Consider the following 19,464-nt stretch of genomic DNA (forward strand, 5'->3'; position numbering starts at 1 on the left):
CGCATGCTCTCCGGGAACGGTCGTCACCGTCGCCCCCGTCAGGCTCCGGCTCTTCTCGTCGCGGCCGGAGTGACCGGCTCCGCCATCGCCATCCCGCTCCTCGGCGCCGCGAGCGCCAACGCGGCCGACGGAACCACCTGGGACAAGGTCGCCGAGTGCGAGAGCGGCGGCTCCTGGAGCGCCGACACGGGCAACGGGTACTACGGCGGGCTGCAGATCCCCCAGGACGACTGGGCCGCCTACGGCGGCACCAAGTACGCCCCCACCGCCGACCAGGCCAGCCGCTCGCAGCAGATCGCCGTCGCCGAGAGGATCCTCGCGGACAAGGGCACCACGCCCTGGACCACGTGCGCCCTGCTCTCCGGCCTGACCGCCGACTCCGGTTCCCTGGACGTCGACACGGGCGTCGGAGGCTCCGGGAAGTCCGACTCGGACCACGGCGGGTCGGGCGGCGCCACCGGCTCCACGGACCCGTCGGATTCCGCCGATGACTCCGACTCGTCCGGTCTGCCGGATTCATCCGCCTCGCCCGAGTCCTCCTCGGACTCGGCCGGCAAGCCGTCCTCGGACGCGGGCGAGGACGCCGGCACAGAGAAGTCGGACAAGGACCCGGAAACCCCCAAGTCCGACAAATCCGCTTCTCTGCGCACCGAGGAGTCGCAGGGGAGTGGGTCCGCGACCACGGATCCCACCGTGGAGGACTCGGACAATTCATGGCAGACCGGCGGTTCTTGGAGCCTGGTCGACACCGGGGCGCTCGGCAGTGGTGGACGTCACCGCGGCGACATCGCGGACGAAAGCGTGACAAACGGTCAGGAGGTCACGTCGTCGGGCAAGCACGCCTCGCGCGGAGCGGACACCTACACCGTGCGCGAGGGTGACACCCTCGCCTCCATCGCCGACTCCCTTGACGTGGACGGCGGATGGCATGAGCTCTACGCCCTGAACAAGAAGGCCATCGGTACCGACCCGAACCGCGTCTCCGCCGGTCAGACCCTGGAAGTCGGTAGCGAAACGGGCCAAAAGCAGCGGTAGTTGACGCCCGAATTGATCACTGATGTCCGTTTCGGTGAAAGTGTGGGATGAGTCTCAGAAGCCCTGATCGTCTTTGAAATTCCCTCGATCGCCTGTCTACGGTCATGACCGCTCGTCACCACGAGCCCCGGCTGTCGCAACGCCGAATCCTGCCAGCGGCCGTCCGGGAACAGTCGTCGCGTAAAGCGCCGTAGGCAGGAGCGGGGGACCCAAGGTAAGTGCCGGAACCGGCGATTCGCGCCGGAACCGGCTAGGGGTGGAGCCGCGGCCCGTGAAAGCGGGCCCGCGGCCGGGCAACTCAACCGGCCCGAACCCGACAGCTCACCTCGCAGGCGTCGGTGAGGGGATCCATTCATGCTGTTCTCCACCAAGGGCAAGCACCGTCGTCCGTCCAAGGCCACCCGTGCCATCGCGCTCGCCGGTGTCACCGGTGCCGCCGTCGCCGCCCCGCTGATGGCGGCCGGCAACGCCTCCGCCGCCACCACCTCCGAGTGGGACGCCGTCGCCCAGTGCGAGTCCGGTGGCAACTGGTCCATCAACACCGGCAACGGCTACTACGGCGGTCTGCAGTTCTCCGCCTCCACCTGGGCCGCCTACGGCGGCACCCAGTACGCCGGGCAGGCCAACCAGGCCTCCAAGGCCCAGCAGATAGCCGTCGCCGAGAAGGTCCTCGCCGCCCAGGGCAAGGGCGCATGGCCGGTGTGCGGCACGGGCCTGTCGAGCACCCCCAACAACGGCTCCGCCCCGAGCGGCTCCTCGCAGAGCACCTCCTCGGGCAGCGCCGCCTCCCGCTCCACCGACCAGCAGGCCGCCTCCCGCTCCAGCGAGCGTCCGGCCGCCGGCGCGAAGAAGACCGTCACCACGCCGACCGGCAAGAAGGTCAAGAAGGGCGACGGCGAGTACAAGGTGGTCAAGGGCGACACGCTCGGCACCATCGCCGCGAAGCACAAGGTCGACGGCGGCTGGCAGCAGCTGTTCAAGCTGAACAAGGACATCGTCGAGGACGCCGACCTCATCTACCCGGGCCAGCAGCTGCACCTGAAGTGACACCTGGCTCCGACCGGAACCACAGTGCCCTCACGAGGCCGTCCCCCAAGCCGAAGGCCGAGTGAGGGCCGTTCCCCCCGTCCCCCACGGGCTCCCCGCCCCGGTGCGTGTTCCCCCGTACGCACCGGGGCGGGGCTGTGTTTTCCCGGCCCTTCCCGTTCCGGTTCGCGATACCTCCCCCGAACCCCTTTGTTCCGGGCAGGAACAATGGGTACCGTCTCCCTGTCCACGGGACGGTCGGTCGGTGGCCGACGCCCCTGGGACGGTTAGGCTCTAGTCGCAAGGCAGAGCCGTAAGGCACCCCGCCCCGCACTTCCAGCGTCACATCCAAGAAGGAGATGCTCGTGCCGTCCATCGACGTCGTCGTAGCCCGGGAAATCCTGGACTCCCGAGGCAACCCCACGGTCGAGGTCGAGGTCGGCCTCGACGACGGCAGCACGGGTCGTGCCGCCGTTCCGTCCGGTGCCTCCACCGGTGCCTTCGAGGCCATCGAGCTCCGTGACGGCGACCCCAACCGCTACCAGGGCAAGGGCGTCGAGAAGGCCGTCCTCGCCGTCATCGAGCAGATCGGCCCCGAGCTGGTCGGCTACGACGCCACCGAGCAGCGCCTGATCGATCAGGCCATGTTCGACCTGGACGCCACCGACAACAAGGGCTCGCTCGGCGCCAACGCCATCCTCGGCGTCTCCCTCGCCGTCGCGCACGCCGCGTCCGAGGCCAGCGACCTGCCGCTGTTCCGCTACCTGGGCGGCCCGAACGCGCACCTGCTGCCGGTGCCGATGATGAACATCCTGAACGGCGGCTCGCACGCCGACTCCAACGTGGACATCCAGGAGTTCATGATCGCCCCGATCGGCGCGGAGTCCTTCTCCGAGGCGCTGCGCTGGGGCACCGAGGTCTACCACACCCTGAAGAAGGTCCTGAAGAGCAAGGGCCTGTCCACCGGCCTCGGCGACGAGGGCGGCTTCGCCCCGAACCTCGGCTCCAACCGCGAGGCCCTCGACCTCATCCTCGAGGCCGTCAAGGAAGCCGGCTACACGCCCGGCGAGCAGATCGCCCTCGCGCTCGACGTCGCCGCCTCCGAGTTCTACAAGGACGGCAAGTACCTCTTCGAGGGCAAGGAGCGCTCCGCCGCCGAGATGACGGAGTACTACGAGGAGCTCGTCGCGGCCTACCCGCTCGTCTCCATCGAGGACCCGCTGTTCGAGGACGACTGGGCCGGCTGGAAGATCATCACCGACAAGCTCGGTGACAAGGTCCAGCTCGTCGGTGACGACCTGTTCGTCACCAACCCCGAGCGCCTCGCCCGCGGCATCGACGAGGGCGCCGCCAACGCCCTGCTGGTCAAGGTGAACCAGATCGGCTCGCTCACCGAGACCCTGGACGCCGTCGAACTAGCCCAGCGCAACGGCTTCAAGTGCATGATGTCCCACCGCTCCGGCGAGACCGAGGACGTCACCATCGCCGACCTGGCCGTCGCCACCAACTGCGGCCAGATCAAGACCGGCGCCCCGGCCCGCTCCGAGCGCGTCGCCAAGTACAACCAGCTCCTGCGCATCGAGGAGATCCTCGACGACGCCGCGGTGTACGCCGGCCGCAGCGCCTTCCCGCGCTTCCGCGGTCACACCGAGGTCTCCAAGGGCTGACCCCCGCCGGGCCCATCCGGACAGGACGGCCCGGGTATCAGCCAGTCGTACGTACGTCCCCGTACCCGGTCCCGTACCGTGTGCGGGGACGTACGCACGTGGAAGGGGAGGCGGAGAGCCAGATGGCCGTCAAGGACCGGGACCGTTTCTCCACAACCACCAGACTGCGCGCCCTCGGCGAGCAGACCGCGGCCCGGGTCTACCGCTCCCAGACCAAACGGCAGGCCCGCCGCTCCCGGCTCACCGGCCGCGCGGCCCTGCTGGCACTGGTGCTGTGCTCGCTGATCGTCGCCCTCGCCTACCCGATGCGGCAGTACGTCTCCCAGCGCGCCGAGATCTCCGACCTCCAGCAGGAGCGGGGACAGGCCCGGCAGCGCGTCGAACAGCTGCGTGACCTCAAGGCGCGCTGGCAGGACGACGCCTACGCCGAGCAGCAGATCCGGCGCCGGCTGCACTACGTGATGCCCGGGGAGACCGGCTACGTCGTCGTCGACCCGGGCGGGGCCAAGCAGTCCCGCGCCGACCTCGGGGCCGCCCACCGGCCCTGGTACGCGAACGTCTGGGACGGGGTCGACAAGGCCGACGCCTCCGACCAGTGACCGGACCCCGGCCGGCCACCGGCCGCCACCAGTAACCGGCCCGCGGGCCGGCCACCGACAGAAAGCCACCCTGAAAGCAGTCATGGAAACGCCTCCGCCGCCCACTCCGCGCACCGAGCCCACCGACGCGGACGTCGAGGCCTTCAAGCAGCAGCTGGGCCGCCCGCCGCGCGGCCTGCGGGCCATCGCGCACCGCTGCCCCTGTGGTCAGCCCGACGTCGTGGAGACGGCGCCCCGGCTGCCCGACGGCACCCCCTTCCCGACGACGTACTACCTGACGTGCCCGCGCGCCAACTCGGCGATCGGCACGCTGGAGGCGGACGGCGTCATGAAGGAGATGACCGAGCGGCTCGGCACCGACCCGGAGCTGGCCGCCGCCTACCGGGCCGCCCACGAGGACTACATCCGCCGCCGGGACGAGATCGAGGTGCTGGCGGGCTTCCCGAGCGCCGGCGGCATGCCGGACCGGGTGAAGTGCCTGCACGTGCTGGTGGCCCACTCGCTGGCCGCCGGACCGGGGGTGAACCCGCTCGGCGACGAGGCGATCGCGATGCTCCCCGAGTGGTGGAGCAAGGGACCGTGCGTGACGCCGTGCGAGCCGGCCGGGGAGGACGAGAAGTGACCCGCGTGGCCGCCGTCGACTGCGGTACGAACTCCATCCGCCTGCTGGTCGCCGACGCCGATCCCGTGACCGGTGAACTCGTCGAGCTGGACCGGCGGATGACGATCGTGCGGCTCGGCCAGGGCGTCGACCGCACCGGCCGGCTCGCCCCCGAGGCGCTGGAGCGAACCTTCGCCGCCTGCCGCGAGTACGCCGAGGTCATCAAGGAGCACGGCGCGGAGCGGATCCGCTTCGTGGCCACCTCCGCCTCCCGGGACGCCGAGAACCGGGACGACTTCGTGCGCGGCGTCGTGGACATCCTCGGCGTCGAGCCCGAGGTCATCACCGGCGAGCAGGAGGCCGAGTTCTCCTTCACCGGCGCGACCAACGAGCTCAGGGGCCGCGACGACCTGCCCCGCCCCTACCTCGTCGTGGACATCGGCGGCGGCTCCACCGAGTTCGTCGTCGGCGACGACCACGTACGGGCCGCGCGGTCGGTGGACGTGGGCTGCGTGCGGATGACGGAACGGCACCTGGTGCACGAGGGCAAGGTCGTCGACCCGCCCACCGAGGAGCGGATCGCCGCCATAAGGGCGGACGTCGAGGCCGCCCTCGACCTCGCCGAGCGGACCGTCCCGCTGCGCGAGGCGCGCACCCTGGTCGGCCTCGCCGGCTCGGTCACCACCGTGTCGGCGATCGCCCAGGAGCTGCCCGAGTACGACTCCGCGCGCATCCACCACTCCCGCGTCACCCGGGAGCGCGTCCGCGAGATCACGGACGCGCTGCTGCGCTCCACGCACGCCGAGCGCGCGGAGATCCCCTCCATGCACCCGGGCCGGGTCGACGTGATCGGCGCGGGCGCCCTCGTGCTGCTCGCGATCATGGAGCGGACCGGGGCCGAGGAGGTCGTCGTCAGCGAGCACGACATCCTCGACGGCATCGCTTATTACGCGGCGGGCGAGGCACGTTGAGGGGAGATGCCCGGCGATACGGGTGTCGGGCGGGGCGTCACAGGTTGCGGTAGACGTCCCGCCGGTCGCCCACCTTGACGACCAGGATGACGAGCTCGCCGTCGTTGATTTGATAAGCGATCCGGTAGCTTCCGACCCGGAGCCGGTAGAGCCCGGATGGGCCGGTGAGCTTCTTGACGTCGGCGTCCTGGCGGTACGGGTCGTCACCGAGTGCGGTCAGCGCGGCCAGGATGCGCATGGCGTCGGGTCGGCTGATGGCACGGAGCTGTCGTTGCGCCGCCGTGGTGAACCGGAAGGCGTACTTCACGCCGCCTCGCCGTCCTGCTCGGTGAACAGGTCCGCCAGCAGTTCCGCCATGGTCACGGTGGCGCCGCCCTCGGCCAGCGCAGCTTCGGCCTCACGCGCCAGCATCACGTCGGCCGCTTCCTCCAGCGCTTCGAAGTCCGAGATGGGAACCACGGCCGCCACCGGGGCGCCATTGCGCGTGATGACGGTCGGGACGCCTTCCTCGGCCCGGTTGATGTGGTCGGCGAGGCGGGCGCGGGCTTCCCGCACGGTCACGGTGTTCTCGGTCATGAGCCCAGTGTACGCGTGCGCGTGTACACGTGGGCGCCTGTCGGGAGTAGCGGTCGTGAGCGATGCTCGACGGCATCGCCTTCAGCGCGGCGGAGGGCGGCGCCGTAACGGCCGGCGCCGAAGGGTGACGGCACCGGCGGCACGGGCGGCGGGCGGTGTGCGGCCCCGGCCGTGCCTTCCGGCCCGTGGGCGCCGGCTGTCCCCGCCGTCGGCCCCGTTCCACACCCCGTTCCCGGGGCACTTTCAGGCCTCGATGCTACTGATGAGTAGCCTCTGTTGAGCAGCTCGGATAACGTGTGAGCGAGCCGTTCGGCGCCCGAGGCGACACCCCGTCGGGAAAGTTCGTGAACTTCTTCACAAGGAATTCCGTCCCGTTCGGCCGGGAAAGAGGGCCGGTTGGCCCTTCCGGGGGTTCATCTGCCGTTTGAACATGTTCAGATGATGGGCGCACGGGGGGCCCGGGAAGGATGCTCCGAGGGTGTTTCCGGCTCCTCACGGACGCCTTGAATCGACAGAGAGGCAGCTCACGCGGCCTTGACAACGGGTCAGACCGCCCCACGGTTCCGGATCGGTGACATGACCTGTGTCACGTGGGCCGCGGAGTTTAGCACAGGGCATGCAAGAGCTTGTGAAGGGGCGCACGAGCAGCCCCCCTGAGCCGGGTGGATACTCGATGCCATGAGCACCACGGAGCGTCCCAGGATCCTCGTAGTAGGCGGTGGGTACGTAGGCCTGTACGCAGCTCGGCGCATCCTCAAGAAGATGCGCTACGGCGAGGCGACCGTCACGGTCGTCGACCCCCGGTCGTACATGACCTACCAGCCCTTCCTCCCCGAAGCCGCCGCCGGCAGCATCTCCCCTCGGCACGTCGTCGTCCCGCTGCGACGCGTCCTGCCGAAGGCGGAGGTCCTCACCGGTCGGGTCACCACCATCGACCAGGACCGCAAGGTCGCCACGATCGCCCCCCTCGTGGGCGAGGCGTACGAGCTGCCCTTCGACTACCTGGTCATCGCGATGGGCGCGGTCTCCCGCACCTTCCCGATCCCCGGCCTCGCCGAGCAGGGCATCGGCATGAAGGGCATCGAGGAGTCCATCGGCCTGCGCAACCACGTCCTGGAGCAGCTGGACAAGGCCGACTCCACGACCGACGAGGAGATCCGCCGCAAGGCGCTCACCTTCGTCTTCATCGGCGGTGGCTTCGCGGGCGCGGAGACCATCGGCGAGGTCGAGGACATGGCCCGGGACGCGGCCAAGTACTACAAGAACGTCTCGCGTGAGGACATGCGGTTCGTCCTCGTCGACGCCGCCGACAAGATCCTCCCCGAGGTCGGCCCCAAGCTCGGCCAGTACGGCAAGGAGCACCTGGAGAGCCGCGGTGTGGAGATCTACCTCTCCACCTCCATGGACTCCTGCGTGGACGGCCACGTCGTGCTGAAGAACGGCCTCGAGGTCGACTCCAACACGATCGTCTGGACCGCCGGCGTCAAGCCGAACCCGGCCCTCGCCCGGTTCGGTCTGCCCCTCGGCCCGCGCGGCCACGTCGACTGCGAGCCCACGCTCCAGGTCAAGGGCACCGACTACATCTGGGCCGCCGGCGACAACGCCCAGGTCCCGGACCTCGTCGGCCGCAAGGCGGGCAACGAGAACGCCTGGTGCCCGCCGAACGCCCAGCACGCGCTGCGCCAGGCCCGTGCCCTCGGCGACAACGTGATCTCCGGTATGCGGGGCTTCCCGCAGAAGGAGTACGAGCACGCCAACAAGGGTGCGGTGGCCGGTCTCGGCCTGCACAAGGGCGTGGCGATGATCGTCATGGGCAAGGTGAAGATCAAGCTCAAGGGCCGCCTCGCCTGGTACATGCACCGTGGCTACCACGGCATGGCGATGCCGACCTGGAACCGCAAGATCCGCGTCTTCGCCGACTGGACCCTCGGCATGTTCCTCAAGCGCGAGGTCGTCTCCCTGGGCGCCATGGAGAACCCGCGCGAGGAGTTCTACGAGGCCGCCAAGCCGGCCCCGGTCGCCGCCGCCGGCAAGACCGGCGAGAAGGCCAAGGCCTCCTGACCCACGGTCGTGCCGCCGGTCGCCGAACCGGTGCCGTGACCATCCCGAAGACCTCCCGCCATCCGTGGTGCGGGAGGTCTTCGGGCGTTCCGGCGGGTCTCCGGCAGGGCGGGTCCGCCCACCTGTAACTCCTTTGCGGGACTGCGCCGGAGGCCTCGCGGTGTTTACGTGGTATCGGACATCCGGGATCGTCGTCTTGGAGGTGTGCGCCATGGCCGACGCCGCGTCGCGGCTGAGGAATCTCGCCGAGCAGCTGCTGGGAGCACCGCTACCGGTGCGGATCCGCGCCTGGGACGGTTCGCAGGACGGGCCGCCGGGCGCCCCGGCCCTCGTCGTACGCAACCGCCGGGCCCTGCGCCGACTGCTCTTCAAGCCCGGCGAGTTGGGCCTGGCCCGGGCCTGGGTCTCCGGAGACCTGGAGGTCGAGGGCGACCTCTACCGGGTCCTCGAGGTCATGGCGGGGCTGGTGTGGGAGCGCGACGAGGACGCCCGCGGCCTGGCCGAGGCGCTGCGCGACCCCGAGGTGCGGGCCGCCGGGCGCGAGCTGTTGAGGCTCGCCGGGCCGCCGATCCCGCCCGCCCCGCCCCGCGAGGAGGTCCGCAGACGCCGGCACCTGCACACGCGGCACAGCGACCGGCGGGCCATCAGCCACCACTACGACGTCGGCAACGACTTCTACGAGGTCGTCCTCGGCCCGTCGATGGTCTACTCGTGCGCCTACTGGCAGGACGGCGGCACCCTGGAGTCCGCCCAGCGGGACAAGCTCGAACTCGTCTGCGCCAAGCTCGGCCTGACGGAGGGGCAGCGGCTGCTGGACGTGGGCTGCGGCTGGGGCTCGATGGCCATCCACGCGGCCCGGGAGCACGGCGTGCGCGTCGTCGGCGTCACCCTCTCCCAGGAGCAGGCGGCGTACGCCCGCAAGCGCGTCGCGGACGAAGGGCTGACCGACCGGGTCGAGATCCGCGTCCAGGACTACCGGGACGTCACGGACGGCCCCTACGACGCGATCTCCTCCATCGGCATGGCCGAACACGTCGGCGCCGAGCGCTACCTGGACTACGCGAGCGATCTGTACGCCCTGCTGAAGCCCGGCGGACGGCTGCTCAACCACCAGATCGCCCGCCGCCCGCGGCGCGACGAATCCTCTTACGAGGTCGACGCGTTCATCGACGCCTACGTCTTCCCCGACGGCGAACTCGCCCCGGTCGGCACCACCGTCACCCAGCTCGAGCGGGCCGGTTTCGAGGTCCGGGACGTGGAGTCGATCCGCGAGCACTACGCCCGCACCCTGCGCGAGTGGGTCACCCGGCTGGAGGCCGACCGGGACCACGCGATGCGCCTCACCAGCCCCGGCCGGACCCGTGTCTGGCTGTTGTACATGGCCGCCAGCGCGCTGGCCTTCGAACGCAACCGCATCGGCGTCAACCAGGTCCTGGCCGTCCGCGCCGCCGACTCGGGCGCCTCCGGGCTCCCCCTGCGCACCCGCACCTGGAACACCTGACGCACCGGGACACGACGAGGGGCCCCGCTCCGGCACGCGGAACGGGGCCCCGGTCGTCCGTTTCGGCTACTCGGCCTTGATGGCCGCCAGCATGTTCAGCCGTGCCGCCCGCCGGGCCGGCCACAGGGCGGCCAGCACTCCGACCACCCCGGCCAGCAGCAGGAAGAGCGCCATCCGGCCCCAGGGCAGGACCAGTTCGTACGTCGGCATCTTCGTGCCCAGCAGTTCGCCGGCCGCCCAGCCGAAGAACACCCCGAGGCCGATGCCGAGCACTCCGCCGAACAGGGAGATCACCAGCGACTCCAGGCGGACCATCCGCTTGACCGACCTGCGGTCCAGGCCGATCGCGCGCAGCATGCCGATCTCCTGGGAGCGCTCGAAGACCGACATGGCCAGGGTGTTGATGACGCCGAGGACCGCGACGATCACCGCCATGCCGAGCAGGCCGTAGACCATGTTCAGCATCAGCGTGAACATCTTCGCGATGTCGTTGGAGATGTCCTTCTTGTCCTGGACCCGGATCGCCGGGTTGGAGCCGAGGGCCTTCTCCAGCCGGTCCTTCGCGCCGTCGGACGCGCCGCCCTCGGTCCTGACCATCACCTGCATGTCGGCAGGGTCGGTCAGGTGCGGGGTGAGGACCTTGTTGTCGAGCATGATCCCGTTGAGCATGTCGTTGCCCTCGTAGATCCCGGCGACCGTGAGGGCGCGCGCCGCGCCGTCCTCGAAGTGCGCGGTGAACCGGGAGCCGACCCGCCAGCCGTGCTCCTCGGCCCGGTCCTTGTCCACGACGATCCGTGAGCCGCCCACGGTGAAGGAGCCGTCGTCCACCTTCAGGTCCGTCAGCCTGCCGATCGCCGAACCGTCGACGCCGGTCAGGTACTCCGTCTCGCCGCCGATCCGGGAGGCGCCGTTGCGCAGCGGGCTGCTGGCGGTGACACCGTCCGCGTCGGCGAGCCTGCGCGCCACGTCCGGGGAGAGCGGGCCGCGGTTGGCCATCGACACGACGTAGTCCGCGCGGATCGCCGAACTGGCCATCCGGTCGATCGACGTCTGCAGGCTGCCCGCCATCACGGTCATGCCGGTGATCAGCGTCAGGCCGATCATCAGCGCGGACGCCGTGGCCGCCGTACGGCGCGGGTTGCGCACCGAGTTCTGGCGGGCCAGCTTGCCGGAGACGCCGAACACGCGCAGCACGGGCGCGGCCGCCGCGATGAGCGGGCGGGACAGCAGCGGGGTCAGGATGAACACGCCGATGATGAGCAGGACCGCGCCGAGCCCCATCGGGCCCTGGGCCGAGTCGGTGTCCATCGTCGTGGCCGCGAGGACCACGGCGACGCCGGCCGCCGAGAACAGCGCGCCGAGCGTGTTGCGCAGCACCAGCGACTTGGTGGTCGCCTTGGCGTGCACGCTGCTCATCGCCGCCACCGGCGGGATCTTCGCCGCGCGGCGGCCCGGCAGCCAGGCGGCGAGCACGGTGATGACGATGCCGACGGCGAGGGCGGTCAGCACGGTGCCCGGTGTGATCACCAGCGGCCCGTCGGGCACGCTCGCGCCGAACGACCCCAGCAGCGACCGCAGACCCGCGCCGATGCCGATGCCCGCGGCCAGACCGGTCACGCCGGCGACCGTGCCGACCACCAGCGCCTCGATCAGCACCGAGCGGGTGACCTGCCGGCGGGAGGCGCCGACCGCCCGCAGCAGGGCCAGTTCCCTGGTGCGCTGGGCGACCAGCATGGTGAAGGTGTTGGCGATGATGAACGTGCCGACGAACAGGGCGATGCCGGCGAACACCAGCAGGCTCTGCTTCAGTCCGCTCATCGAGGAAGAAATCATCTCGGCCTGGTCGTCGGCGAGCCGCCGGCCCGTGGTGGTCTCCACCAGGTGTGCCGGCAGCGCCTTGTCCAGGGACGCCTTGAGCGCGCGCTGGCTGGTTCCCGCCGTCGCCTTCACGTCGATCTCGTCGTACGTGCCCTTCTTGCCGAACAGGGCCTGCGCGGTGGGCGTGTCGAACAGGGCGAGGCTGCCGCCGGCGGCCACGTTGCCGTCGTCGGTGCTGAAGACGCCGCTGATGCGCGGGGTGAGGACGGGGCCGTCCACCGAGAGCCGGACGGTGTCGCCGACCTTGTAGCCGGCCCGCTCGGCGGTCCTGGCGTCGATGAGCACCTCGCCCCTGCCGCGGGGCGCGTGGCCGGCGACCAGGGGGTAGCGGGCGTCCTCGGTGCCGGAGTAGTTGCCGCCCTCGGACTGCCAGCCGTCGCCGAGCAGCTTGCCGTCCTTGCCGGCGATCGCGGTGAACCCGGTCACGACACCGGTCGCGGAGGCGGCGCCGGGCGCCTTCGCGGCCCGGTCGAGCAGGGCCTGGGTCAGCTCGGGGGTCTTGCCGACCCGGTCCCCCTTGGAGTCCTGGTACTCGGGGCGTACGGCGACGTCGACCTGGTCGAAGCCCTTGGCGGAGCTCTTCTGGTAGGCGTCGGAGATGGTGTTGGTGAAGACGAGGGTCCCGGACACGAAGGCCACGCCGAGCATGACGGCGAGCACGGTCATCAGGAGCCGGGCCTTGTGCGCGGAGACGTTGCGCAGGGCGGTGCGGAACATCAGCTGGTACGGCCCTTCGCGTCGAACTGCTTCATGAGGTCGAGGACGGAGTCGGCGGTGGGGCCGTGGATCTCGTCGACGATCCGGCCGTCGGCGAGGAAGACCACCCGGTCCGCGTACGCCGCCGCCACCGGGTCGTGGGTCACCATGACCACCGTCTGGCCCAGCTCGCGCACCGAGTTGCGCAGGAAGCCCAGCACCTCGGCGCCGGAGCGCGAGTCGAGGTTTCCGGTCGGCTCGTCACCGAAGATGATCTCGGGCCGGGAGGCGAGGGCGCGCGCCACGGCCACGCGCTGCTGCTGGCCGCCGGAGAGCTGGGCGGGCCGGTGGCTCAGCCGTCCGGAGAGCCCGACCATCTGGATGACCTGGTCCAGCCACGCCTTGTCGGGCTTCCGCCCGGCGATGTCCATCGGCAGGGTGATGTTCTCCAGCGCGGTGAGCGTCGGCAGCAGGTTGAACGCCTGGAAGATGAAGCCGATCTTGTCCCGGCGGAGCTTGGTGAGCTGCTTGTCCTTCAGGGACCCCAGCTCGGTCTCGCCGATCCGCACGGACCCCGAGGAGAAGGTGTCCAGGCCCGCCACGCAGTGCATCAGCGTGGACTTGCCGGAACCCGACGGTCCCATGATCGCGGTGAACTCCGCCTGCCGGAAGTCGACCGAGACCCGGTCCAGGGCGACCACCCGGGTCTCACCCTGCCCGTAGATCTTGGACAGCTCGGTGGCGCGTGCGGCCACGGCCGTGGTCCGGCCGGCGGTGGGTGTGGTGGTCACGGGAGGGTGCTCCTGTCGGGACGGCGTCTGTTTCGGGGACTTGATCCATCGTCCCGGCCGCCGGCGCGCCTGTAGTCAGCCGCTGTTCCCGTTCAAGGGGGCGACTCCGGTCGGACGGAGCGGCTCCGCGTCATACCTGGGGAGGACGGGGGACCCTGACGCGCGCGGTGGCCGGAACAGGACGAGCGCCCTCGTTCGGTAGGTGAAATTCCGTCATTCCGTGTACGTGCGCACCCACGCCCCGTCACGCTGGTGGCAAGTGCGGATGGCGAGTTCCGAGTGCTGATGCACCCTCAGACATCAATAAAATAAGACAACATCGGGTCATCGCATCGTCTGTTCGAGGGATGCTCCCCGATAGGCTCGGAGCCTCGCAGCGGTGCCCATGGCCTGCCCGGATGGTGGAATGCAGACACGGCGAGCTTAAACCTCGCTGCCCCTTCGCGGGCGTGCCGGTTCAAGTCCGGCTCCGGGCACCAATCCTCTTCTTTCCGGCCCGCTCCCTTGTTTCCCACGCGTTCTGCCCCGTGACCGTTGACAGCGGCATGTGTGCGGCCGGAGACTCGCGGCGCAACCGAGTGAAAGAAACTTCACCAAGCGAACGCGAGCGGGGCAGAGGAGAGGGAGCGACCGATGCGCACCACCGTCGGGATCATCGGAGCCGGTCCGGCCGGGCTGCTTCTGGCACGGCTGCTGCACCGCGCCGGCATCGGCTCGGTCGTCCTGGAGAGCCGCGACCGCGCCTACGTCGAGCAGCGGCAGCGGGCCGGAATCCTGGAGCAGGGCACCGTGGACGTGCTGCGGGAGGCCGGGGCCGGTGACCGGATGGACCGCGAGGGGCTGCGGCACGACGGGATCGAACTGCGCTTCGACCGGCGCCGGCACCGCGTCGACTTCCCCGGCCTCACCGGCGGGCGGTCCGTGACGGTCTACGCCCAGACGGAGGTGTGCAAGGACCTCATCGCCCTCCAGCTGGCCGAAGGAGGCCCGCTGCTCTTCGAGGCGGAGGCGCTGGCCGTCGAGGGCGCGGGCGGCGGCCGGCCGCGGGTGCCGTTCCGGTACCAGGGGCGCGAGGACGTCCTGGAGTGCGACTACGTCGTCGGGTGCGACGGATTTTGGGGCGTGGCCCGCAAGGCCTTCCCCGCCGCGGTCTCGCGGGTGTTCGAGCGGACCTACCCGTACGCCTGGCTCGGCGTCCTCGCCGACGTCGCACCCTCGCACGACGAGCTCGTCTACGCCCGGCACGACCGCGGTTTCGCCCTGCTGTCCATGCGGTCGCCCTCCGTCTCCCGCCTCTACCTCCAGGTGCCCGCCGGCACCGAGGCCGGACAGTGGGGTGACGAGCAGATCTGGGCCGAACTGGACCGGCGCCTGGAGACCGGCGACGGATGGAAGCTGGAGCGCGGTCCGATCACCCAGAAGTCGGTCACCCCCATGCGGTCCTTCGTGCACGAGCCGATGCGCCACGGCCGGCTCTTCCTGGCCGGTGACGCCGCCCACATCGTGCCGCCGACCGGTGCCAAGGGGCTGAACCTCGCCGTCGGCGACGTCGTGACGTTCGCCCGGGCGCTCGTCCACGAACGGCGGACCGGGTCGCCGGAACTCCTGGACGCCTACTCCGCCACCTGTCTGCGCCGGATCTGGCAGGCCGAGCGGTTCTCGTACGACATGACGACGATGCTGCACAGCGCCCCCGGCGCGACCTCCTTCGACGCCCGCCTCCAGCGGGCGTCGCTGGAACGCGTCACCTCCTCCCGCGCGGCCGAGACCGATCTGGCCGAGGCCTACACCGGCTTCCCGCTGGAGTGAGCGGTTCCACAGGGGGAATCAGGGGTTCGCGCGGCGTGTTGGGCAACACCGCAGGGGAAAGATCCCCCTCAAGTAGTACGGCCGTTCTTTTGCCAATCCATTACTCTTGAGCCAAGGCCGCGCACGGTGGCCATGGAGGAGTGAAATGAGGAGCAGTAACCCGGTCTTCTCGCGACGGGGGTTCAGCCGCGACAACGGCTACGCCGGCTTCAACACCGCAGCGCAGGCCGGGTACGCACAGGGCAACCCGTACGCGCAGAACCCCTATGCCCCGCAGGACCTCCAGCAGGGTGCCCCGCCGCAGGCCCCGGCCGCCACCGGCCGGATGACGATGGACGACGTCGTCATGCGTTCGGCCCTCACGCTCGGCACGGTCGCCGTCGGCGCCGCCCTCGCCTGGATCCTGCTGCCGGTCTCCACGACCAGCTACGGCCTGGCCTTCGGCGCCGCCATCATCGCGATGGTCCTGGCGCTGGTGCAGAGCTTCAAGCGCACTCCGTCGCCCGCGCTGATCCTGGGCTACGCGGCCTTCGAGGGCGTCTTCCTGGGTGTCATCAGCGAGATGTACAACAGCCGCTGGAGCGGCGCGCCCTTCCAGGCGGTGCTCGGCACCATGGCCGTCTCGGCCGCGACCCTGCTCGTCTACAAGGCCGGCTGGGTCCGCGTCACGGCCCGCTACGCCCGCATCGGCATGGCCATCGCCATGGCCTTCATCCTGGTGATGGCGGTCAACCTGCTGCTGGTCGCGTTCGGCGTCGCCGAGGACGGCGGCCTGCGCAGCTTCGGCCCGCTCGGCGCGATCGTCGGCATCATCGCCATCGTGCTCGGCGCCTTCTTCCTCACCCTGGACTTCAAGCAGATCGAGGACGGCATCGCCTACGGCGCCCCGCGCAACGAGTCCTGGCTCGCCGCGTTCGGACTCACCCTCACCCTGGTGTGGATCTACGTCGAGATGCTGCGGCTGGTGGCGATCTTCAGCAGCAACGACTAGCGCGGCCGGCCCCAGCGGGCCGCCGACCGGGTGAAGTCGTGGGAAAGGGCCCCGGATCCGTCGCAGGCGGATCGCAGGGGCCCTTTGCCGTGTCCGGGTCGCCGCGCGCTCAGAGCAGCTTGCGGGCGGCCCTCCTCAGGTCGTACTCATGAACGATCGCCTTGGCGTGGCCGTACGCGAGGTCGTACTCGTGCCGGAGCCAGCTGACCTTCTCCTCGAAGCGGAACAGGGCGGGGCCTTCTTCGACGGTGCGCAGCCAGTCGGAGACTTCACGACCGGTGCAATGGGGGATGCGGGCGAGCAGGTTGCGGTGGGTCTCCTCGGAGAAGAGTTGGGACATCGGCGCCTCCGGATGCAAAGGGGATGTAAGCCGGTCCTTCACGTCACCGTGCCTGAGCGTTCGCGTATTGGCAACAGTGCGGCGCGTTACGCTCAGCCCGTGGTTGATACGACGCCCTTGACCCGAGCAGTGGATCACTTCGCCGACCGGTTGCGGGCGGCTCCGCAGAGTCGGCTCCAGCGCGGAGCCGCGGCGGAGGCGCTGGCGCTGGCCAACGAGTTGGCCCGGTGGGCGCAGCGCGTGGAGGAGCCGGACGCCGAGCCCCGGGACATGCCGGACGCGGGCATGTTCGCCGCCGCCGACCAAATCCTGGTGGCCGCGCACGACTTGTCGCTGGTGCTGCGCACCGACGACGAGGTCGGCGAGGCGGTCGGGCTGGTGGAGGAGGCGCGGAAGCGGGCCGGCGTCTGAGGCACCGCCACGGCTTCCGCCGCCGTCACAGGGACGCGATGACCCGGTCCGCCAGGATGTAGACCATGTCGCCGCCGCACGCGAACGTCAGCGTGTAGGCGCCGGAGATGCCCGAGCCGCCGAGCAGGTACGGCGTCTCGCCTTCCCGGACGGCCTCCGCCAGGCGCTCCGCCGTCTCCCGGTGGCCGGGGGTCATGCACAGGGTGGTGCCGTCGGCGAAGAGGTAGACGTCCAGGGTGCCCAGGGGGCCGGGCCGGACGTCGGACAGCTCGACCTGGTCGGCGGCGAGCTGCTCCAGGGCGGTCACCGTGCGCTCGTGGTCGTTCACCACCGGCGACTGCACCGGCACGAAGTCCGGGTGCGAGGGATGGCGGCGGCGGGCCGCGGCCAGTTCGGCGGACTCGCCCCCGGAGAATTCCTCGGTCTCCGTCACCGGCTCGGCGACCGGCTCCAGCGACTCGAGGCCCGCGAAGTCGGTCTGCCGGGGCAGGAACAGATCGTTCTCGGTGAGGTTCAGCAGGGACGGCGCGTCCGAGGCGTCGCGGGCCTCCTGCGCGGCCCAGAAGGCGCGGGCCTCGGCCAGTTCCCGCTCCCGCTCCTCTGCCAGCGCCTCGGCCACGGCCGCGCGTATCTCGTCCGCGTCGGCGGCGCGAGCGGCGGGCAGCAGCGCGCGCGTGGCGGAGGCCTGGTTCTCGGCGAGCTGCGCCTGCAGCCGGGTGAGCTGACGGCGCAGCTTCAGAACGGTCCGCAGAACGGCGACGCCCACGGCGCCCGTGGCGGCCGTGGTGAGCAGCAGGGCGAAAGGCATGGCGCTCACTGACGTACTCCCAGGTTCAAAGTCGACCCCCGACTTCCTACATCAGCTTGAAGGGCGGACTAACCAGCTGTCAGTGCGTAACGTCACGAAACGGACAGGTCTTTGGTGGTGCCGTTTCCCGACTCACGGCGCTGACCTGCAAGGACGCCTCCGCGAGGGATGTAGGTCACATCCTGAGGGAGATTGGATCACAAAACGGCCCAGAACCCGGGGCTTTCCCGGGTTCTGGGCCGCTGCCTGACGTAGGGTGCCGCGCCCGCTACCGAGGGTGCGTCAGCTCAGGCGCTCGATGACCATCGCCATGCCCTGGCCACCGCCGACGCACATCGTCTCCAGGCCGAACTGCTTGTCGTGGAACTGGAGCGAGTTGATCAGCGTGCCGGTGATGCGCGCGCCGGTCATGCCGAAGGGGTGGCCGACGGCGATCGCGCCACCGTTGACGTTCACCTTGTCCAGGTCGATGCCGAGATCGCGGTAGGAGGGGATCACCTGGGCGGCGAAGGCCTCGTTGATCTCGACGAGGTCGATGTCGTCGACGGTCAGGCCCGCCCGGCGCAGCGCCTGCTGGGACGCCTCGACCGGACCGAGGCCCATGATCTCCGGGGAGAGGCCGGAGACGCCGGTGGAGACGATGCGGGCGAGCGGGGTGAGGCCGAGCTCGCGGGCCTTGGTGTCGGACATGATGACGACCGCGGCGGCGCCGTCGTTCAGCGGGCAGCAGTTGGCGGCCGTGACGAGTCCGTCCGGGCGGAACACCGGCTTGAGGCCCTGCACGCCCTCCAGGGTGACACCGGCGCGCGGGCCGTCGTCCTTGGCGACGACCGTGCCGTCCGGCAGGGTCACCGGGGTGATCTCGCGCTCCCAGAAGCCGTTCTTGAGGGCCTCTTCGGCCAGGTTCTGCGAGCGGACGCCGAACTCGTCCATGTCCTGGCGGGTCACGCCCTTCCAGCGGGCGAGGTTCTCCGCGGTCTGGCCCATCGCGATGTAGGCGTCCGGGACGAGGCCGTCCTCGCGCGGGTCGTGCCAGGTGGTGCCCTCCTGCGCGGCCACGGCGGCGGTCCGGGCCTCGGCCTCGGCGAAGAACGGGTTGTGCGTGTCCGGCAGGCTGTCGGAGTTGCCCTTGGTGAAGCGGGACACCATCTCGACGCCGGCCGAGATGAAGACGTCGCCCTCGCCGGCCTTGATGGCGTGCAGGGCCATGCGGCTGGTCTGCAGCGAGGACGAGCAGTAGCGGGTGACCGTGCAGCCGGGCAGGTGGTCCATGCCCATCTGCACGGCCACGATGCGGCCGAGGTTGTTGCCCTGCTCGCCGCCCGGCAGACCACAGCCGAGCATCAGGTCGTCGATGTCCCTGGGGTCCAGCTCGGGAACCTTGGCCAGCGCCGCCTGGATGATCGTGGCGGTCAGGTCGTCCGGGCGCAGGTCCTTGAGGGAGCCCTTGAAGGCGCGGCCGATGGGGGAGCGGGCGGTCGAGACGATGACGGCTTCGGGCATCACGGCTCCAGAGGACGGAGTTGGGCAGGGCCGGTTGGGAAGTTACCCGGCCGTATGGTTCAGGTCACCGGTGTCGCGGTGTGACACTGGCCGCAATTTACTAAGCGCTTGCTTTGGCCTCCGCGGTCCGACGGGACGGTGCGGGCGGGTGGGGTGGCGGTTCCCCGGGCGTCCGGGCCGGCCGGCCCGGACGCGCCCGG

General features: G+C 70.5%; 18 protein-coding genes, 1 tRNA gene and 1 riboswitch. Of the genes, 12 read left to right on the top strand and 7 right to left on the bottom strand.

The window, feature by feature from the left end:
- Positions 1-3 precede the first annotated feature (3 nt).
- The 6 genes from ACWCPN_RS09145 to ACWCPN_RS09170 all read left to right on the top strand — a co-directional run bounded on the left by ACWCPN_RS09145 (position 4) and on the right by ACWCPN_RS09170 (position 5,899).
- Positions 4-1,035 (top strand): transglycosylase family protein, encoded by a 1,032-nt coding sequence (locus ACWCPN_RS09145; RefSeq protein ID WP_451203698.1) that lies wholly within the window; start codon positions 4-6, stop codon positions 1,033-1,035.
- A gap of 176 nt (positions 1,036-1,211) precedes the next feature.
- Positions 1,212-1,385: riboswitch (cyclic di-AMP (ydaO/yuaA leader) on the top strand.
- A gap of 4 nt (positions 1,386-1,389) precedes the next feature.
- Entirely contained in the window at positions 1,390-2,082 is a 693-nt protein-coding gene (locus ACWCPN_RS09150) for a transglycosylase family protein (RefSeq protein ID WP_451203700.1), read from the top strand.
- Between the two features lie 338 nt (positions 2,083-2,420).
- Complete coding sequence (gene eno, locus ACWCPN_RS09155; protein WP_199210824.1) at positions 2,421-3,728, top strand: phosphopyruvate hydratase; 1,308 nt, start codon at positions 2,421-2,423, stop codon at positions 3,726-3,728.
- Positions 3,729-3,850: 122 nt separating this feature from the next.
- Positions 3,851-4,327 (top strand): FtsB family cell division protein, encoded by a 477-nt coding sequence (locus tag ACWCPN_RS09160; protein ID WP_451203829.1) that lies wholly within the window; start codon positions 3,851-3,853, stop codon positions 4,325-4,327.
- An 82-nt stretch (positions 4,328-4,409) separates the two neighbouring features.
- Positions 4,410-4,949, top strand: a complete 540-nt coding sequence (locus ACWCPN_RS09165) for a DUF501 domain-containing protein (RefSeq protein WP_358928876.1) — start codon at positions 4,410-4,412, stop codon at positions 4,947-4,949.
- Entirely contained in the window at positions 4,946-5,899 is a 954-nt protein-coding gene (locus ACWCPN_RS09170; protein WP_451203702.1) for a Ppx/GppA phosphatase family protein, read from the top strand. Before ACWCPN_RS09165 ends, ACWCPN_RS09170 begins: the two co-directional genes overlap by 4 nt.
- 37 nt (positions 5,900-5,936) lie before the next feature.
- Here ACWCPN_RS09170 and ACWCPN_RS09175 read toward each other — a convergent pair whose 3' ends face one another.
- A complete protein-coding gene (locus tag ACWCPN_RS09175) occupies positions 5,937-6,206 on the bottom strand; it encodes a type II toxin-antitoxin system RelE family toxin (protein ID WP_006143791.1) in 270 nt (89 codons plus the stop codon).
- Complete coding sequence (locus tag ACWCPN_RS09180) at positions 6,203-6,475, bottom strand: type II toxin-antitoxin system Phd/YefM family antitoxin (RefSeq protein ID WP_451203704.1); 273 nt, start codon at positions 6,473-6,475, stop codon at positions 6,203-6,205. Before ACWCPN_RS09180 ends, ACWCPN_RS09175 begins: the two co-directional genes overlap by 4 nt.
- A gap of 678 nt (positions 6,476-7,153) precedes the next feature.
- On the opposite strand from ACWCPN_RS09180, the gene ACWCPN_RS09185 reads away from it, so the two are divergent.
- Both ACWCPN_RS09185 and ACWCPN_RS09190 read left to right on the top strand, forming a co-directional pair.
- Entirely contained in the window at positions 7,154-8,536 is a 1,383-nt protein-coding gene (locus ACWCPN_RS09185; RefSeq protein ID WP_451203706.1) for an NAD(P)/FAD-dependent oxidoreductase, read from the top strand.
- 211 nt (positions 8,537-8,747) lie between these two features.
- Positions 8,748-10,037 carry a class I SAM-dependent methyltransferase gene (locus tag ACWCPN_RS09190; protein WP_451203708.1) on the top strand — a complete coding sequence of 430 codons (1,290 nt, stop codon included), beginning with the start codon at positions 8,748-8,750 and terminating at the stop codon, positions 10,035-10,037.
- 66 nt (positions 10,038-10,103) lie between these two features.
- Here the strand turns inward: ACWCPN_RS09190 and ACWCPN_RS09195 are convergent, their stop codons facing one another.
- Together ACWCPN_RS09195 and ACWCPN_RS09200 are read right to left on the bottom strand one after the other, a co-directional pair.
- Positions 10,104-12,632 (bottom strand): ABC transporter permease, encoded by a 2,529-nt coding sequence (locus ACWCPN_RS09195; RefSeq protein WP_451203710.1) that lies wholly within the window; start codon positions 12,630-12,632, stop codon positions 10,104-10,106.
- Positions 12,632-13,402 carry an ABC transporter ATP-binding protein gene (locus tag ACWCPN_RS09200; RefSeq protein WP_199210817.1) on the bottom strand — a complete coding sequence of 257 codons (771 nt, stop codon included), beginning with the start codon at positions 13,400-13,402 and terminating at the stop codon, positions 12,632-12,634. The genes ACWCPN_RS09195 and ACWCPN_RS09200 overlap by 1 nt, the downstream gene beginning before the upstream one ends.
- Positions 13,403-13,794: 392 nt before the next feature.
- On the opposite strand from ACWCPN_RS09200, the gene ACWCPN_RS09205 reads away from it, so the two are divergent.
- The 3 genes from ACWCPN_RS09205 to ACWCPN_RS09215 all read left to right on the top strand — a co-directional run bounded on the left by ACWCPN_RS09205 (position 13,795) and on the right by ACWCPN_RS09215 (position 16,202).
- Positions 13,795-13,881: transfer RNA gene (locus tag ACWCPN_RS09205), tRNA-Leu, on the top strand.
- 154 nt (positions 13,882-14,035) lie between these two features.
- On the top strand, positions 14,036-15,211 hold the full coding sequence (locus tag ACWCPN_RS09210; protein ID WP_451203712.1) for a 4-hydroxybenzoate 3-monooxygenase: 1,176 nt from the start codon (positions 14,036-14,038) through the stop codon (positions 15,209-15,211).
- 145 nt (positions 15,212-15,356) lie between these two features.
- Positions 15,357-16,202: a Bax inhibitor-1/YccA family protein gene (locus tag ACWCPN_RS09215; protein WP_451203714.1), complete on the top strand. Its 846-nt coding sequence runs from the start codon at positions 15,357-15,359 to the stop codon at positions 16,200-16,202.
- A 109-nt stretch (positions 16,203-16,311) separates the two neighbouring features.
- Here the strand turns inward: ACWCPN_RS09215 and ACWCPN_RS09220 are convergent, their stop codons facing one another.
- Positions 16,312-16,542 carry a DUF4287 domain-containing protein gene (locus ACWCPN_RS09220; RefSeq protein ID WP_020940491.1) on the bottom strand — a complete coding sequence of 77 codons (231 nt, stop codon included), beginning with the start codon at positions 16,540-16,542 and terminating at the stop codon, positions 16,312-16,314.
- Between the two features lie 99 nt (positions 16,543-16,641).
- Between ACWCPN_RS09220 and ACWCPN_RS09225 the strand changes: the two genes are divergently transcribed.
- Positions 16,642-16,953, top strand: coding sequence for a hypothetical protein (locus tag ACWCPN_RS09225; protein ID WP_199210814.1), 312 nt, complete (start codon positions 16,642-16,644; stop codon positions 16,951-16,953).
- Between the two features lie 25 nt (positions 16,954-16,978).
- Here ACWCPN_RS09225 and ACWCPN_RS09230 read toward each other — a convergent pair whose 3' ends face one another.
- On the bottom strand, positions 16,979-17,761 hold the full coding sequence (locus tag ACWCPN_RS09230) for a hypothetical protein (protein WP_451203831.1): 783 nt from the start codon (positions 17,759-17,761) through the stop codon (positions 16,979-16,981).
- A 282-nt stretch (positions 17,762-18,043) separates the two neighbouring features.
- Positions 18,044-19,264, bottom strand: coding sequence for an acetyl-CoA C-acetyltransferase (locus ACWCPN_RS09235; protein ID WP_451203716.1), 1,221 nt, complete (start codon positions 19,262-19,264; stop codon positions 18,044-18,046).
- Positions 19,265-19,464: the final 200 nt, after the last annotated feature.

Source organism: Streptomyces sp. NPDC002386 (assembly GCF_053593175.1).